Genomic DNA, 15,703 nt, shown 5'->3' with positions numbered 1-15,703 from the left:
GATGGGTCGTTAGCTCAGTCGGTAGAGCAGTTGACTTTTAATCAATTGGTCGCTGGTTCGAATCCAGCACGACCCACCATCATTTCAGTCTTGTCCCAGGTCGTTTAGCTCAGCTGGGAGAGCACCTCCCTTACAAGGAGGGGGTCACTGGTTCGAGCCCAGTAACGACCACCATGCTTTAAAAAATGATTTCGATGGGTCGTTAGCTCAGTCGGTAGAGCAGTTGACTTTTAATCAATTGGTCGCTGGTTCGAATCCAGCACGACCCACCATCATTTCAGTCTTGTCCCAGGTCGTTTAGCTCAGCTGGGAGAGCACCTCCCTTACAAGGAGGGGGTCACTGGTTCGAGCCCAGTAACGACCACCATGCTTTAAAAAATGATTTCGATGGGTCGTTAGCTCAGTCGGTAGAGCAGTTGACTTTTAATCAATTGGTCGCTGGTTCGAATCCAGCACGACCCACCATCATTTCAGTCATATCCCAGGTCGTTTAGCTCAGCTGGGAGAGCACCTCCCTTACAAGGAGGGGGTCACTGGTTCGAGCCCAGTAACGACCACCATATTGAAAAGCCCGCAGCGATGCGGGCTTTTTCGTTTCCGTCTCCCATCAGGTTCGCAGTCGATCCAGCTCGCTTGCCAGGGTGGTGGCCGCCTGTTCCAGTGCCTCGCTCAGGCGCTGGCTGGCATTGGCCTCTTGTCCCAGGGTGGTAGCGGCGTCGCCGATGCGCATCAGGTTCTGGTTGATGGTGTCGCTCACGGCACTCTGCTGCTCGGCGGCGGTCGCCACCTGGCTGATGTGATCATGGATCTGCTGGATCTGGGTGACCACCTGATTGAGTGCCTCGAAGGCCTGCTCCGTGCCTTCAACCGTGCTCACCGAGCGGGCGATCCCCGTGCTCATCAGCTGCTGGCTGCTGGTGACCTCGGTTTGCAGGCTGCCGATGAGCTGGCCTATCTCGTCGGTGGATGAGCGGGTCTTGTTGGCCAGCGCCCTCACCTCGTCCGCCACGACGGCAAAACCCCTGCCCATGTCGCCGGCCCGCGCCGCCTCGATGGCTGCGTTGAGGGCCAGCAGGTTGGTCTGTTCGGCAATGGCCCGGATCACATCGAGAATGTGGCTGATATTGGTGCTGCGCTGGGCGACCTTGGCGACCGCCTTGTCGGCCTGATGCATGTCCTCGACCAGGGTATGGATCTCGTTGCGGGCCCTGCTCAAGGTCTGCTGGGCCGTGCTGACATGGTGGGTCGCCGCTTCCGACTCCTGCGCCGCCTGTTCCGCATAGCCCGCCACGCTGACTGCCGTGGTGCTCATCTCGTGCATGGCGCTGACCACGCTCTCCAGCTCCATGCTCTGATCATCCAGGTTGCTGCGCATGGCATCGGCCGTCTGCTTCATGCCCCTGGCCTGCTGATGCACCTGTTGCCCAATCTGCTTGCTGCCTTGCACCATGGCCCTCAGCTTGCCGAGGAAGGCATTGAGATGCCTGCCCAGCTCGATGAGCTCCTGGTGGGTGTCGATGCGCATCTGCTGGGTCAGGTCGCCCTCATTGCTGGCGAGGTGGGAGACGTGGCGGCTGATGAGGGAGAGGGGCGCCGTGATGGTCTGGATGAACCAGACAAGCAGCCCCAGGGCCACCAGGGTGATGACAACGATGGCGATCAGCTGCTGCTGCTGGGTCGCCTGCAACAGGCTGCCGAGCTGCTGGCTGATGGTGTTGGCCTGGCTGAGGGCGAGGGCCTTGGGCACCTTGATCATCAGCCACCACTGGTTGTCGGCAGCCTCGATCCGTATGGGCTGCTGCAGGATGAAATCGCTGTCGGTATCGGCGGGGTGTCCATTCGGGGCAACCAGTCCGGCCTCTGTCAGGGGGCGCCCCAGTTTGTCCGAATGGCGGTTGCTGCCGACGATGAAGCCCGTCTTGCTGACCAGGGTGACCTCGGCCTGGTTGTCATAGAGGCTCTTGCCAAGGTGCTCGGCCAGTTGCTGGAAGATGGGCAGGTTCATGTCGACCCCGGTGATCCCGGCAAACTTGCCACCCTTGAGGACGGGCACCGTCAGGCTGGTCATCAGCATCTTCTGACCAGGGCTTATCTCGTAGAGGTAGGGTTCCATCAGGCAGGGGCGACGTGTCTCGCGACCGCAGAGATACCACTCGCTGTTGCGAATGCCGAATTCATTGCGCGAGGTGTCGAACTTGGCGTCACTGGTGGCGGCATCTATGGTCTGCTGCGCGATGTTTCCGTTCTGTTCCCGGGTGAAATAGACCTCGAGACTGCCCTTGCCGGCAACCGAATGGCTGGCGCCCGTCTGCCAGTCGGCGTCCTGTCCGTCGTAACCGTTGGGTTCGAACTGGGCGTAGATGGAGCTGATCCCGTTTGCCTGGCGCAGGCGGCTGCCAAGCAGGAGCTCCACTTGCTGGCGGCTCAGCCGCTGGTCCGGCTGGGCCATGCTTCCTTCAAGCTGCGCCGCCATGCCGAGCGGTATCTGATAGGCCTGCTGCAACTGGTCTTCGATCTGCACGGCATACCGCTCTGCCTGGAATTGCAGGGAACGGGAAACCTCCTGCTCCAGGGCGCCACGGGTCTGCGCCATGATGTCATCGCGCAGGCCGTTCAGCGAGGAGGACTGTATCCATGTCATGGCGACGCCACTGGCGAGAAAAAGTCCCAGCGTGAGCAACAACAACTTGGTCTTGAGCGAACGTTGTTTCATTCGACAACTCCTTTTGGCAAGAATGACAACGATATGGTCGGAGCGGGTCCTGACAGTTGTACTGTACTGGATTTGTTGATGGGTTTGTGCACGGCTTCTGGTTATAATTTTGGCCTTCCCGAGCGTTGATGGAACAGTCGCAATGAGCAATGCACTGAGCAGTATTCCGCCGGTAGTCGAGATGGACTACCCCTTCCCGGCCAAACCACAGCCCCTGACTCCCGAGCAGAAGGCGACCCTGATCGCCGAGATCAAGGTGCTGCTCGAGGCGCGCCAGGCCGTGCTGGTTGCCCATTACTACACGGATCCCGAGATCCAGGCCCTGGCAGAAGCCACCGGTGGCTTCGTGGGTGACTCCCTGGAGATGGCCCGCTTCGGTCGCGACCATGCAGCCCAGACCCTGATCGTGGCCGGTGTGCGCTTCATGGGAGAGACCTCCAAGATCCTGAGCCCCCACAAGCGGGTGCTGATGCCGACGCTGGAGGCCGAGTGCTCTCTTGATCTGGGTTGTCCCATCGACCAGTTCTCCGCCTTCTGCGATGCGCACCCCGATCACATCGTGGTGGTCTATGCCAATACCTCGGCAGCGGTGAAAGCACGGGCCGACTGGGTGGTCACCTCCAGCATTGCGCTGGAGATCGTCGAACATCTGGACAGTCAGGGTCACAAGATCATCTGGGGCCCGGACAGACACCTCGGCGCCTACATCGAGAAGAAGACAGGGGCCGAGATGCTGCGCTGGCAGGGTCACTGCATCGTGCACGACGAGTTCAAGGCCAAGGCGCTGCGCGAGCTCAAGGCCCAGAACCCGGATGCCGCCGTGCTGGTGCACCCGGAGTCCCCGGCCTCCGTCATCGAGCTGGCGGATGCGGTGGGTTCCACCAGCCAGCTCATCAAGGCCGCCAAAGAGCTGCCCCAGCAGAAACTGATCGTGGCGACCGATCGCGGCATCTTCTACAAGATGCAGCAGGCCTGCCCGGAGAAAGAGATGGTGGAGGCGCCCACCGGCGGTGATGGTGCCACCTGTCGCAGCTGCGCCCACTGCCCCTGGATGGCGATGAACGGCCTGGTGGCCATCAAGGAAGCCCTGACCGATGGTGCCGAGCGTCACGAGATCCATGTGGATGAGGCACTGCGTCTCAAAGCGCTTGTCCCGCTCGACCGCATGCTGGATTTCGCCGCCGAGCTCAAGCTCAAGACCCAGGGCAACGCCTGACTGACTCTGATGGCAAGATGCAAAGAGGGCTCCCGCGGGAGCCCTCTTTATTTATCCGTCATCTGTATCGTCAGATGATGACGGTGGAGAAGCTGTGCTCCTCGTCGGGCGGGACGGTGATCCCGTCCTCGGCGGTGATGGCCGCCTCGACACAGAGCATGGTGCGATAACCGTCGTCACTCATGTCGGCCATGGCGCTGGCCCCTTCCTGCCAGGGGGTCCAGACCACCACGCTGTCGTGGTTGCCGTTGACCACCCGGGTGGTGCGCTCACCATCCTGCACGCTGACCATGGCATCGGGCTGGCGGTAGATGCGATCCATGGCTGCGGTGACGGTCAGCGTGCCCTGTTGCAGTTCGTTTCGGCCGGTCAGCTTGTCCAGATAGGGTTCGCCGAGGCCGGTCACGGTCACCGCTTCCGGCGCACTGATCTGCAGGTAGGTGTGCAGGGCGGCATTGTAGGTGAGCGCTGACTTGCCGGTGTTGCGGGTGGTCAGCACCAGGGAAAGCTCCTTGCCGACCAGTACGTCCAGCTCCAGCTCGAAGGCATGGGGCCAGAGTGTCCTGCTGGCATCGTTGTCACGCAGGGAGAGGTGGACGAGTGTGCCATCCCCGTGATCGGAGACCCCATCCAGCGTCCACAGGCAGTTGCGTGCGAAGCCATGAGCCGGCTTGCCGCTGCCAACGCGAGCGGGGGAGGGGCCGAACCAGGGCCAGCAGAGGGGAATGCCGCCGCGAATGGGCTTGCTGCCATCCAGTATCGCCTTGTCGCTGAGCCAGAGGGAGGCCGGCTCACCATGGCGTTGGTAACGCAGCACGTGGGCGCCAAACAGGCTTATCTCGGCCCTGGCGTGCTCATTGTCTATGGTCAGCAGGGGCAGGCCATCCTGGCTCAGGGTGCAGTGGGCAGTCAGCGTACGTGTCGGTGTCATAAAGGCTCCAGTGCTCGGGGACATTCAGAAAGGGTCCGTGATTCAGAATACAAAAAGGCGGCCATTGGCCGCCTTTTTTCAAGCTACGCGATTGCGCATCCCAAATTACTTGGAGATGTGAGCGATCAGGTCCAGAACCTTGCTGGAGTAGCCCATTTCGTTGTCGTACCAGGAGACGACTTTCACGAAGGTCTTGTTCAGCTGGATACCAGCCTTGGCATCGAACACGGAAGTCTGACGCTCACCCAGGAAGTCGGTGGAAACCACTTCGTCTTCGGTGTAGCCCAGCACGCCCTTCATGGCGCCTTCGGAGGCAGCCTTCATGGCCTGGCAGATTTCAGCGTAGGACGCTTCTTTCTTCAGGTTGACGGTCAGGTCAACAACGGACACGTCCGGAGTCGGCACGCGGAAGGCCATGCCGGTCAGCTTGCCGTTCAGTTCCGGGATGACCACGCCAACAGCCTTGGCAGCACCGGTAGAGGACGGGATGATGTTCTGAGCCGCACCGCGGCCACCGCGCCAGTCTTTGGCAGACGGACCATCAACGGTCTTCTGGGTAGCAGTGGTAGCGTGAACGGTGGTCATCAGGCCGGATTCGATACCGAAGGTATCGTTCAGAACCTTGGCAATGGGGGCCAGGCAGTTGGTGGTGCAGGAAGCGTTGGAAACGATGTCCTGGCCAGCGTAGGAATCCTGGTTGACGCCCATGACGAACATCGGGGTGGCGTCTTTGGACGGACCGGTCAGTACGACTTTCTTGGCACCGGCAGCGATGTGCTTGCGAGCGGTTTCGTCGGTCAGGAACAGACCGGTTGCTTCGGCAACAACGTCAACACCGATTTCGCCCCATTTCAGGTTGGCCGGGTCACGTTCAGCGGTAACACGTACGGTTTTGCCGTTGACGATCAGGTTGCCGTCTTTGACTTCAACAGTGCCCTTGAAGCGACCGTGAGTGGAGTCGTACTTCAGCATGTAAGCCATGTAGTCAACGTCGATCAGGTCGTTGATACCAACCACTTCGATGTCAGCACGCTCAGCGGCCAGACGGAAAACGAAACGACCGATACGGCCAAAACCGTTAATACCTACTTTGATAGTCATAATTGGTTACCTAACTGTTCAGTAGTCAAAGAAAATTCCGTTTGTAAATTTACTAGAACTCCCTCGCGAGTCAACCAACAATCAGCGCGAAATTGCGCTATATCATGAAAAACTGTGAAATTTATTTTCGGTTTATGTAACTGGCTACCAACTTTTGTTGAATGCATCATCAGCAAAGTCGGTGGCAGAGAACAACAATAGTGCCTGCCCGGTCACACATCCAGCCGGGGAGATATGTAAAAATGTGCGCGGTTTAGCATGGCCAAAGAGCCACTGTTCAAGTACCAACCATAAAAATTAATCACAAAATAGCGTAGACAGAATCCACAGCGGGAATTCTCAAACTATGACCACCCTGATTGAACAGCTGGCTGCCGCCAAAGGCATTGCCAGTGAGTATGTTGATGCCTGGGGCCAGCCGGCCCTGGTATCGGAAGAGAGCAAGGCCGCCATGCTGGGCGCCATGGGCTACTGCGTCGACGACGAGGCCGCCCTGTCCGAACAGCTTGAGCAGGAGCACCGCCAGCACTGGCTGCGCGCGCTGGATCCCGTGATGGTGGTACGCAGCGGCGACGCCGTTACTCTTGAGGTTCGCCTCCCCATCGAATTCGTCAACGATGCCCTCACCTGGCAGCTCCAGCAGGAGCAGGGTGCAGTGCTGTCCGGTCAACTCACCCCCATCGAGGGTGAGCTGGTCGGGGTGGCCGAGTTCGAGGAGATGGAGTGCCAGGCCTATCGCGTCACTCTGGATGTGCAGCCTGCGCTGGGTTATCACCAGCTCATCCTGCTGGAAGAGGGCAATGACGAGCCGCTGGCCACCATGCGTCTCATCGTCGCCCCCAAGTCCTGCTACAAGCAGGCGCCCATCGCCAATGGTCGCAAGGTGTGGGGCCCGAGCGTCCAGCTCTACTGCCTGCGCAGCCGCCACAACTGGGGCATCGGCGATTTCAGCGATCTCGGCCAGCTGGTTGAGAATGCCGCCGCCTGGGGAGCCCACTTCGTCGGTCTCAACCCCATTCATGCCCTCTATCCGGCCAACCCGGAGAGTGCCAGCCCTTACAGCCCCTCTTCCCGTCGCTGGCTCAACGTCGCCTATATCGATGTGGAAGCGGTGCCCGAATTCCTAGGCAACGATCGCCTGAAAGCGGAAGTGGCGAGCCCGGCCTTCCAGCAGCACCTCACCTCCCTGCGGGTCAAGGACAATGTGGATTACACCGGCGTCATCCAGACCAAGATCGGGATGCTGCGCCAGGTGTTCGACCAGGCCAGCTTCAGCGCCGAGCGTCAGGCTGCGTTCGATGCCTTCGTGGCTGCCGGCGGTGACAGCCTGCAACAGCAGGCAGCGTTTGACGCCCTTCAGGCCCACTTCTATGCCAAGGGCGAGAATGCCTGGGGCTGGCCGGTCTGGCCCGAGGCGCTGCGCGATTACCACAACCCCGAAGTGGCGGCCTGGATGGCCGAGCACCAGCAGGATGTGGCCTTCTATCTCTATCTGCAGTTCCTGGCTGACGAGCAGCTGGCCCGGGCCGATGCCCGCGCCAAGGCCGCCGGCATGGTGATGGGGATCTACCGGGATCTGGCGGTCGGCGTCTCCGAAGGCTCCACCGAGATCTGGGCAAACCGGGATCTCTACTGCCCGAAAGCCTCGGTCGGTGCACCGCCCGACATCCTCGGCCCCCTCGGCCAGAACTGGGGCCTGCCCCCCATGAACCCGAACCAGCTGTTCGAGGCCGCCTACCAGCCCATGGTGGATCTGTTCCGCGCCAACATGCGCTCCTGCGGCGCCCTGCGCATCGACCACGTGATGGCCTTGCTGCGCCTGTGGTGGGTGCCGCCCGGAGAGTCCGCTGCCAAGGGGGCCTACATCTATTATCCGGTGAACGATCTGCTGGGGATCCTGGCCCTCGAGTCTCATCGCAACCAGTGCCTGCTGATCGGCGAGGATCTGGGGACCGTGCCGGAGGGGATCGACGTGACCCTGAAAGAGAACGGCGTCCACTCCTACAAGGTGTTCTTCTTCGAGCGCTCCAAGGACGATGGCGGCTTCATCTCCCCGGCGCACTACGCCGAGCAGGCGATGTCCGCCCTGACCACCCACGACATGCCGACCCTCAAAGGCTTCTGGCACTGCGACGATCTGGCGCTGGGACGCGAACTGGGCCTGTACCCGGATGAAGACGTACTCAAGACCCTGTATGCTGATCGCCACCAGGCCAAGCAGCGGATCCTTGACAGCCTGCATGCTCATGGGGTCATCTCTGGCAATATCAGTCACGACGTGAACTGGGTCGGCATGAACACCGAGCTCAACCACGGTCTGCAACTGCACATGTCCCGCGGCAGCTGTGCCCTGTTCAGCACCCAGCTCGAAGACTGGCTGGAGATGGACAAGCCGGTCAACGTGCCGGGTACCAGCTACGAGTACCCCAACTGGCGTCGCAAGCTCTCCCGGGATCTGGAGGATATCTTCGCCGACGAGGCGCTCAAGAATCTGGCGGGCAAGATGAGCCGGGCCCGTGACGAGGCCAGCCGTTGAGCCTTGAACGCCAACATGTGACTCACTTTCATCCGCTTCGGCTTCGGCCGAAGCGGATGTTCAGCCATCAAAGGAAATGTCGATGCCCGTTGAACGTTTGGTTGCCGCCCGCTGTGCCGATCCCTTCTCCCATCTAGGCCTGCTGGCCAATCCGGATGGGCCAGGCCTGAAACTCACCGCCTGGTTGCCCGATGCACTCGAGGTCCGGGTCAGGGATCTCAAGTCAGGCAAGATAGTTGCCACCCTGACCGCCGCTGACGAAGCGGGCCTCTTTGAAACTGTTTTCACCCGCCGCAAGAATCCCTTCCCCTACCAGCTCATCGCGACCTACGCCGACGCCAGTGCCGACATCATCGACCCCTATCAGTTCCAGGCCGCCGCCTGGGAGGGGCTGGCGGAACTCACCTGGCAACCGGAAAACCTCTACCACACCCTCGGCGCCCAGTTGCGCACCGTGACGCACCTCGGCCAGCAGGTGGAAGGGGTACGCTTTGCCGTCTACGCGCCGAGCGCCACCGCCGTGAGCCTCATCGGCGATTTCAACTTCTGGGATGGCCGCCGTCACCCCATGCAGCGCAGCCAGTGCGGCCACTGGGTGCTGTTCGTGCCGGGGCTCAAGGCCGGGGATCGCTACAAGTTCGAACTGAAAGACCCGGCGGGCAATCGCCTGCCCCACAAGAGCGACCCGGTGGGCTTCTACTGCGAGCAGTACCCCTCGTTCGCCTCCGTGGTCTATGACCACGGCCAGTACCAGTGGCAGGACGCCGACTGGCGCGAGAGTCAGCTCAATGACAAGCGCGAGCAGCCCCTTTCCATCTACGAGCTGCACGTGGGTTCCTGGAAGCGTCACTCCAACGGCGACAGCCTGAGCTGGCGCGAGCTGGCGGTGGAACTGGTGGATTACATCAAGGAGATGGAGTACACCCACATCGAGCTGCTGCCAGTCTCCGAGCATCCCTTCAGCGGCTCCTGGGGCTACCAGCCGGTGGGCATGTTCTCCCCCACCAGCCGCTACGGCACGGCCGACGATTTCAAATACTTTGTGGATCAGTGCCACCAGGCGGGGATCGGCGTGATTCTGGATTGGGTGCCCGCCCACTTCCCGTCCGATGCCCACGGCCTGGCCCGCTTCGACGGCACGCCGCTCTACGAGTACGAAGATCCGCGCCGTGGCTGGCACCCGGACTGGAACTCCTACATCTATGACTTCGGTCGCGACACCGTGCGCCAGTTCCTGGTGGCCAGCGCCCTGTTCTGGCTCGACAAGTTCCACATCGACGGCCTGCGGGTGGATGCGGTCGCCTCCATGCTCTATCTGGATTACTCCCGCAACGCCGGTGAGTGGGTGCCCAACGTCGATGGCGGCAACCACAACTACGAGGCGATCAGCCTCTTGAAGTGGACCAACGAGGAGGTGTACGGCAAGTACCCCCACGCCATGACCATCGCCGAGGAGTCCACCGCCTTTGCCGGGGTTTCCCGTCCCACCTTCCTTGGCGGCCTGGGGTTTGGCTTCAAGTGGAATATGGGCTGGATGCACGACACCCTCAGCTACATGCAAAAAGAGCCCATTCACCGTCGCTACCACCACAACGACATGACCTTCTCCATGGTGTACCACTATGACGAGAACTTCATTCTGTCCCTCTCCCACGACGAGGTGGTCCACGGCAAGCACTCACTGCTCTACAAGATGCCGGGGGACGAGTGGCAGCAGGCCGCCAACCTGCGCGCCTACATGGGCTTCATGTATGCCCACCCCGGCAAGAAGCTCAACTTCATGGGCACCGAGATCGCCCAGAGCAACGAGTGGAATCATGATGCCCAGCTGCCCTGGCACCTGTTGCAGTACCCCAGGCACGGCGGCCAGCAGCGGCTGATCCGGGATCTCAACCACCTCTATCGTCATGAACCTGCCTTGTATCAGGCGGATTATGAACAGGCCGGTTTCCGCTGGCTGGATCACCAGGATGCGGACAACAGCATCTTCGCCTGGCTGCGGGCCGACAAGCTGGGGGCCCATCCGCTGGTGGTGGCCTGCAACTTCACCCCGGTGCCGCGCATCGGTTACCGTCTCGGGGTGCCGGCTGCCGGTCGTTATCGGGTGGTGCTCAACACCGACAGCGAGCATTACTGGGGCAGCAACTATGATGTGGGTCTGGTCTTCGTCGCCGAGGCGACCCCCTGGCAGGGGATGGCACACAGCCTGGTGCTGGACTTGCCGCCGCTCGCGACCTTGTTCATCAAACAGGAGTCCTGATGTTTGAAATGGAAAACGGGGTAGATCACCCGCTTGGCGCCCGTCTGGACGAGACGGGCTGCCACTTCTGTGTCTGGGCTCCCCAATCGGACAAGGTGGAGCTCTGCCTGTTCGACGAAGAGGAGCAGGAGCTGGCGCGTCTCCCCTTGCCCGGTCGGCGCGGCCAGTACTGGTTCGGCCACGTGCGCGGGGTCAAGGCTGGTCAGCGCTATGGCTACCGGGTGCATGGCTCTCCCCAGGAGGGGTTGCTGTTCGACCCGGACAAGCTGCTGATAGACCCCTATGCCCGGGCACTGAGCCGTCCTACCCACTGGGACGATGCCCTTTACGAGGGGGACAGCGCGGCCATGGTGGGCAAGTCGGTGGTGGTGGACGATGCCTTCGACTGGCAGGGGGTCGGCAAGCCCGGCATCCCGCCGGAGCGGGTCGTGCTCTACGAGACCCACGTCAAGGGGTTCACCCGCCAGCACCCCGGCATCCCCAAGGCGTTGCAGGGCACCTATCTGGGCATCAGCCACCCGCTGATGATCGAGCATCTGCAGGGGCTGGGGGTGACCTCGGTCCAGCTGATGCCGGTGGCGGCCTTCATGTCCGAGCCCAGGCTCGAGCAGCTGGGGCTCACCAACTACTGGGGCTACAACCCCATCGCCTTCTTCGCGCCCGAACCGCGCTACGGGGCGAAGGATGCGGTGACCGAGTTCAAGACCATGGTGCGCGAGCTGCACCGGGCTGGGCTCGAGGTGATCCTGGACGTGGTCTACAACCACACCGCCGAGTCGGGCTTCGACGGCCCCATGCTCTCCCTCAAGGGATTTGACAACGCGGGCTACTATGCCTTCGAGTCGGGGGCCCACGGTCCGGATTACCATCGCCACGCCAACGTCACCGGCTGCGGCAACAGCGTCAATCTGGATCACCCCAATACCCTGCGACTGGTGCTCGATGCCCTGCGCTACTGGGTCACCGAGATGCAGGTGGACGGTTTCCGCTTCGATCTGGCGGTCACCCTGGCGCGGGAAGCGGGGGAGTTCGATCCCATGAGCGCCTTCTTCAAGGCCATGATGGCGGATCCCGTGCTGGCGCGGGTCAGGCTCATCGCCGAACCCTGGGACATCGGCCCCTTCGGCTATCGTCTCGGCCAGTTTCCGAGCCAATGGCTGGAGATCAACGATCGTTACCGCGACACGGTGCGCGCCTTCTGGCGCGGGGATGCGGGCAAGATGGGGGATTTTGCCACCCGTCTGGTGGGCTCGCGGGATCTCTTCCCGAAGAACTGGCGCTCCCCCCACACCAGCGTCAACTACCTCTGCTATCACGACGGGTTCACCCTCGAGGATCTGGTCTCCTACAACCAGCGCCACAACCAGGCCAACGGCGAGGACAACCGGGACGGCCACGGCAACAACCTCTCCAGCAACCACGGGGTGGAGGGGCCGACCCTGGACCCGCGCATCAACAACCTGCGCCAGCAGCAGAAGCGCAACCTGATCGCCACCCTGCTGCTGTCACAGGGGACGCCCCACTTCCTCGCCGGGGACGAGATGGGCCGCAGCCAGCTCGGCAACAACAACGCCTACTGTCAGGACAACCAGATAAGCTGGGTGAACTGGCAACTGCGCCCGGAGGACGAGCGGCTGCTCGCCTTCACCCGCCAGATGATGGCGCTGCGGGCGGAGTCAGGGGTCTTCTCCAACCTGCAACTGAGCGACGACGGCTGGAACGGCAAGGCGACCAGCTGTCACCAGGTGAACTGGTATCACCCGGACGGCCATCAGCTCACCGATCAGGACTGGCACGCCCCCATGGGGCAGGCGTTTGCCATGGACATTGGCATGATCGGCTGCATCGGGGAGCGCTGGTACGTGCTGTTCAACGCCAGCGACTATGACATCCAGTTCCGCCTGCCGCCGCCGGGGGAGGGCATGGAGTGGATCCAGACCATCGACACCGCCACCAACGACGGTCTGCCCTTCCTGCCGGACGACATCAAGCGGCAGGTGGCGGTGGGGCGTGCCCACTCCCTCAAGCTGCTGGAGCGGGTCGCCCTGCCGGCGGCGGTGCTGGCGAGTGAAGGGGTGGTGGCAGCGGATGTTGTCGCCGTGTTGCCAACGGGATCACAGTTCCCGCTGGCGGGGTAGAGCCAGGCGCCCTGACTGGGTATGCTGGGCACCGTTATCAGTGGTGAGGAGCCGGAATGAGCAGTAACAACCCTGAACAGTGGCGCGACAAGCTGAGTGCAGAGCAGTTCCACGTCTGCTGGGAGAAAGGGACCGAGCGTCCCTACAGCGGTGCCCTGCTGCACAACCGCAAGAGCGGCGATTACCACTGCGTCTGCTGCAAGCAGGTGCTGTTCCACTCAGGAGCCAAGTTCGACGCGGGCTGCGGCTGGCCCTCGTTCGACCGGGCCATCGAGGGGACGGTGACCTACACCGAGGACAACAGCCACGGCATGAAGCGGGTGGAGATCACCTGCAGTCAGTGCGGCTCCCACCTCGGCCACGTCTTCCCCGACGGGCCGACCGAGACCGGCCAGCGCTACTGCGTCAACAGCCTGAGCCTGGATTTCGAGCCCGACGCCTGATCCCCGACACGACCAGCGGCGCCTCCCTTCGGAGGCGCCGCTTTTTTATCTCCCCCTGTCAGGTGCCGGGCTATGCCAGCGGCAGGTAGATGTCGGTGACCAGCTCATGGGTGGGCACCTCGTGTACAAAGTTGTGGTAGTGGAAGAAGAGCGGAAAATCCCGCAGCTCTTCGCCGCTGGCGGGCAGCCAGTCGCGGTAGAGCGCCCGGGCACAGTCGGCCAGGAGGTCGTGGGAGCCGTGGTGGCGTACCACGGCGCAGCGCCCGGCCGGGATGAGGGCATTCTTCACGCCCCACTCATTGTCCTCGGCGACGGGGGCCTCGACGCTGCCGCAGAGGGTAAAGCGAAACGCCGCACCCTCCGTCGTGGCGGGGTCGTCCGGCGCCAGGCCATAGGTCCGGCTGGTGGCGACCGGGGAGCCGCCCGTGGCCTTGCGCCACTGGATGAAGCGCGCCGCGGTGTCGTTGATGCGCTCGGGCAGGCCCTGATGGGTCAGGGCGGCGACGGCGGTCTGCGGGAACTGGATGATGTCGACTCGCATGGGGTCAATCCTCTTTGTGGGGGGCCGTGGCAGGCAGCGATGCCAGCTGGCCCAGTCCGGGTGCTGCCTGAACTGGCTGGGCGTCAGGCCGAACGTCTGCTTGAAGGCGCGACTGAAAGATTCGCCATGCTGGAAGCCGGCATCGAGGGCGATATCAGTCACCTTGTCCAGAGGAGCGAATGCCAACCGGTAAGAGGCCCGCTTCAGCCGCAGCAGCTGGATGTAACGCCCCAGCGGCACGCCGCAGTAAGCGGCAAATTGCCGATGAAAGTGAAAGGGCGAAAAGTGCGCCACGGCGCTGAGCCGCTCCAGCGACAGGTCGTCGTCGAGATGGCGCTCGATGTGCTCGGTCACCGTTTGAAAGCGTCGGCGGTAGGCCTCTGTCTGGTTGTGATCCATGGTCTCTCCTCTGTGCTGCCCACTATCGGCCAACGGGCCCGAGCTGTCCTGACGGATCTTGCTCTCTTTGCCTCCCCTCGGGGATAAGAGCCATGACCGCCAGCCCGGCGGGCGCTGCCTGACTTGTCGCGGGTTCGTCAGGCCAGCAGCAGGGCTGCCCCCGTCAGCAGGGCGGCGAGGGGCAGAACGGGGAGCCGTGGCACCCGCAGCAGGTAGAAGCCGACGGCGGCCAGCGCCAGATCGGTGGGGGAGAGCACGGCGCTCTGCCACACCGGCTGATAGAGGGCCGCCAGCAGCAGCCCCACCACGGCGGCGTTGATGCCGGCCACGGCCCCCGCCAGACGGGGGCGGGCCAGCCAGTGCTGCCAGCAGGGGCCCAGCGCCCAGAGCAGCAAGAAACCCGGCAGGAAGAGCGCCAGGGTCGCCAGCAGCGCCCCGATGAAGGGAGTGGCGGGCAGCAGCACGGCGCCCAGGTAGGTGGCCAGGGTGAACATGGGGCCGGGTACCAGCTGGGCCAGGCCGTAGCCGGTCAGGAACTGCTGCTCGCTCAGGTGGTGACCCAGGCTCTCCTGCAACAGGGGCAGCACCACGTGACCACCGCCAAACACCAGGCTGCCTGCCCGGTAAAACTCGGCCAGCAACTGGCTGACGGGGCCGCTCGCCACCAGGGGCAGGCCGACGAACAGCAGGGCGAACAGCAGCAGGGTCGGCCAGTGAGGCTGGCGAGCAGGAGTGGATGCGAGGCCCTGACTCCCCGGGTGCGGCTCGCGCAAGGCACAGAGCAGGGCCGCGCCGAGCAGCATGGCGACCTGGGTCAGAAGACCGGGGGCGCACCAGAGGGCGGCGGCGGTGGCCACCATGACCCCCTGTTGCAGCGCCGTCTTGCAGAACTGGCGGCTCATGGTGAGCACGGCATCCGCCACCACGACGAGCGCCAGCAGCTTGAGGCCGTGCAGGGCGGCGTCCAGCCAGAGGCTGCCCGTAAGTTGACCCAGACCGACGGCGGCCGCCAGCAACAGCAGGAAGGAGGGGAGGGTAAAGCCGACGAAGGCAGCCAGGGCGCCGCCGATGCCGGCGCGGTGGCGACCGATGGCAAAGCCGAGCTGGCTGGAGGCCGGACCCGGCAGCAGTTGGCACAGGGCCAGCAACTGGGCGAACTCCCCCTGGTTCAGCCAGCCCAGCCGCTGGACAAAGGTGCGCTGAAAATAGCCGATATGGGCGGCCGGCCCGCCAACACTGATGCATCCCAGCCACAAGAACTGCATGAATACCTGTCCCATCTTCCCCTCCTCGTCATCATCCTGGCCCGGATAATATGACAAAAAAGTGACAGTTTGGTGACGGTACGCCCTCCCGCGCTGCCTGCCATCAACAGGGGCTGGCGGGGTGGCTGGTCGCCTCCGCCAGCAGACGAGAGGTACCGGT

The 15,703-nt window shown here is 62.8% G+C and carries 10 protein-coding genes and 6 tRNA genes; 11 read left to right on the top strand and 5 right to left on the bottom strand.

Annotated elements, in window-relative coordinates; genetic code table 11:
- Positions 1–3 precede the first annotated feature (3 nt).
- From AB7E19_RS17145 to AB7E19_RS17120, 6 genes are all read left to right on the top strand, one after another.
- Positions 4–79 (top strand) — tRNA-Lys (locus AB7E19_RS17145).
- A 19-nt stretch (positions 80–98) separates the two neighbouring features.
- Positions 99–174: transfer RNA gene (locus AB7E19_RS17140), tRNA-Val, on the top strand.
- A 22-nt stretch (positions 175–196) separates the two neighbouring features.
- A tRNA-Lys gene (locus tag AB7E19_RS17135) sits at positions 197–272 on the top strand.
- Between the two features lie 19 nt (positions 273–291).
- A tRNA-Val gene (locus AB7E19_RS17130) sits at positions 292–367 on the top strand.
- Between the two features lie 22 nt (positions 368–389).
- Positions 390–465, top strand: a tRNA-Lys gene (locus AB7E19_RS17125).
- A 19-nt stretch (positions 466–484) separates the two neighbouring features.
- Positions 485–560: transfer RNA gene (locus AB7E19_RS17120), tRNA-Val, on the top strand.
- Between the two features lie 47 nt (positions 561–607).
- Here the strand turns inward: AB7E19_RS17120 and AB7E19_RS17115 are convergent.
- Positions 608–2,713, bottom strand: coding sequence for a methyl-accepting chemotaxis protein (locus AB7E19_RS17115; RefSeq protein ID WP_427936031.1), 2,106 nt, complete (start codon positions 2,711–2,713; stop codon positions 608–610).
- Between the two features lie 142 nt (positions 2,714–2,855).
- Here AB7E19_RS17115 and nadA point away from each other — a divergent pair, with 142 nt between their 5' ends.
- Positions 2,856–3,929: a quinolinate synthase NadA gene (nadA, locus tag AB7E19_RS17110; protein ID WP_052816503.1), complete on the top strand. Its 1,074-nt coding sequence runs from the start codon at positions 2,856–2,858 to the stop codon at positions 3,927–3,929.
- 70 nt (positions 3,930–3,999) lie between these two features.
- Here nadA and AB7E19_RS17105 read toward each other — a convergent pair whose 3' ends face one another.
- Together AB7E19_RS17105 and gap are read right to left on the bottom strand one after the other, a co-directional pair.
- The gene (locus tag AB7E19_RS17105; protein WP_322131912.1) at positions 4,000–4,860 is read right to left on the bottom strand and encodes a D-hexose-6-phosphate mutarotase; all 861 of its coding nucleotides are present in this window, start codon (positions 4,858–4,860) and stop codon (positions 4,000–4,002) included.
- Between the two features lie 105 nt (positions 4,861–4,965).
- Entirely contained in the window at positions 4,966–5,961 is a 996-nt protein-coding gene (gene gap / locus AB7E19_RS17100) for a type I glyceraldehyde-3-phosphate dehydrogenase (RefSeq protein WP_010672882.1), read from the bottom strand.
- Positions 5,962–6,307: 346 nt separating this feature from the next.
- Between gap and malQ the strand changes: the two genes are divergently transcribed.
- The 4 genes from malQ (at position 6,308) to msrB (ending at position 13,338) form a co-directional block, all read left to right on the top strand.
- On the top strand, positions 6,308–8,497 hold the full coding sequence (malQ, locus tag AB7E19_RS17095; protein WP_322131913.1) for a 4-alpha-glucanotransferase: 2,190 nt from the start codon (positions 6,308–6,310) through the stop codon (positions 8,495–8,497).
- An 82-nt stretch (positions 8,498–8,579) separates the two neighbouring features.
- Positions 8,580–10,757 carry a 1,4-alpha-glucan branching protein GlgB gene (gene glgB, locus AB7E19_RS17090; protein ID WP_069652455.1) on the top strand — a complete coding sequence of 726 codons (2,178 nt, stop codon included), beginning with the start codon at positions 8,580–8,582 and terminating at the stop codon, positions 10,755–10,757.
- Positions 10,757–12,895 (top strand): glycogen debranching protein GlgX, encoded by a 2,139-nt coding sequence (gene glgX, locus AB7E19_RS17085; protein WP_322131914.1) that lies wholly within the window; start codon positions 10,757–10,759, stop codon positions 12,893–12,895. Before glgB ends, glgX begins: the two co-directional genes overlap by 1 nt.
- Positions 12,896–12,951: 56 nt before the next feature.
- Positions 12,952–13,338 (top strand): peptide-methionine (R)-S-oxide reductase MsrB, encoded by a 387-nt coding sequence (gene msrB, locus AB7E19_RS17080; protein WP_010672886.1) that lies wholly within the window; start codon positions 12,952–12,954, stop codon positions 13,336–13,338.
- Positions 13,339–13,408: 70 nt separating this feature from the next.
- Here msrB and AB7E19_RS17075 read toward each other — a convergent pair whose 3' ends face one another.
- The gene (locus tag AB7E19_RS17075; RefSeq protein WP_010672887.1) at positions 13,409–14,278 is read right to left on the bottom strand and encodes an AraC family transcriptional regulator; all 870 of its coding nucleotides are present in this window, start codon (positions 14,276–14,278) and stop codon (positions 13,409–13,411) included.
- A 137-nt stretch (positions 14,279–14,415) separates the two neighbouring features.
- Positions 14,416–15,558 (bottom strand): chromate efflux transporter, encoded by a 1,143-nt coding sequence (gene chrA / locus AB7E19_RS17070; protein WP_427936027.1) that lies wholly within the window; start codon positions 15,556–15,558, stop codon positions 14,416–14,418.
- Positions 15,559–15,703: the final 145 nt, after the last annotated feature.

The organism is Aeromonas sp. (genome assembly GCF_050252055.1).
Classification (GTDB): domain Bacteria; phylum Pseudomonadota; class Gammaproteobacteria; order Enterobacterales; family Aeromonadaceae; genus Aeromonas; species Aeromonas caviae.
This window is presented reverse-complemented; position numbering and strand designations above follow the sequence as displayed.

What these genes read in the sequence shown, in the direction of transcription:
- AB7E19_RS17075 (WP_010672887.1), bottom strand. Translation starts at nt 14,278, where the DNA reads ATGGATCACAACCAGACAGAGGCCTACCGCCGACGCTTTCAAACGGTG.
- AB7E19_RS17105 (WP_322131912.1), bottom strand. Translation starts at nt 4,860, where the DNA reads ATGACACCGACACGTACGCTGACTGCCCACTGCACCCTGAGCCAGGAT.
- AB7E19_RS17115 (WP_427936031.1), bottom strand. Translation starts at nt 2,713, where the DNA reads ATGAAACAACGTTCGCTCAAGACCAAGTTGTTGTTGCTCACGCTGGGA.
- malQ (WP_322131913.1), top strand. Translation starts at nt 6,308, where the DNA reads ATGACCACCCTGATTGAACAGCTGGCTGCCGCCAAAGGCATTGCCAGT.
- glgX (WP_322131914.1), top strand. Translation starts at nt 10,757, where the DNA reads ATGTTTGAAATGGAAAACGGGGTAGATCACCCGCTTGGCGCCCGTCTG.
- msrB (WP_010672886.1), top strand. Translation starts at nt 12,952, where the DNA reads ATGAGCAGTAACAACCCTGAACAGTGGCGCGACAAGCTGAGTGCAGAG.
- gap (WP_010672882.1), bottom strand. Translation starts at nt 5,961, where the DNA reads ATGACTATCAAAGTAGGTATTAACGGTTTTGGCCGTATCGGTCGTTTC.
- chrA (WP_427936027.1), bottom strand. Translation starts at nt 15,558, where the DNA reads ATGGGACAGGTATTCATGCAGTTCTTGTGGCTGGGATGCATCAGTGTT.
- nadA (WP_052816503.1), top strand. Translation starts at nt 2,856, where the DNA reads ATGAGCAATGCACTGAGCAGTATTCCGCCGGTAGTCGAGATGGACTAC.
- glgB (WP_069652455.1), top strand. Translation starts at nt 8,580, where the DNA reads ATGCCCGTTGAACGTTTGGTTGCCGCCCGCTGTGCCGATCCCTTCTCC.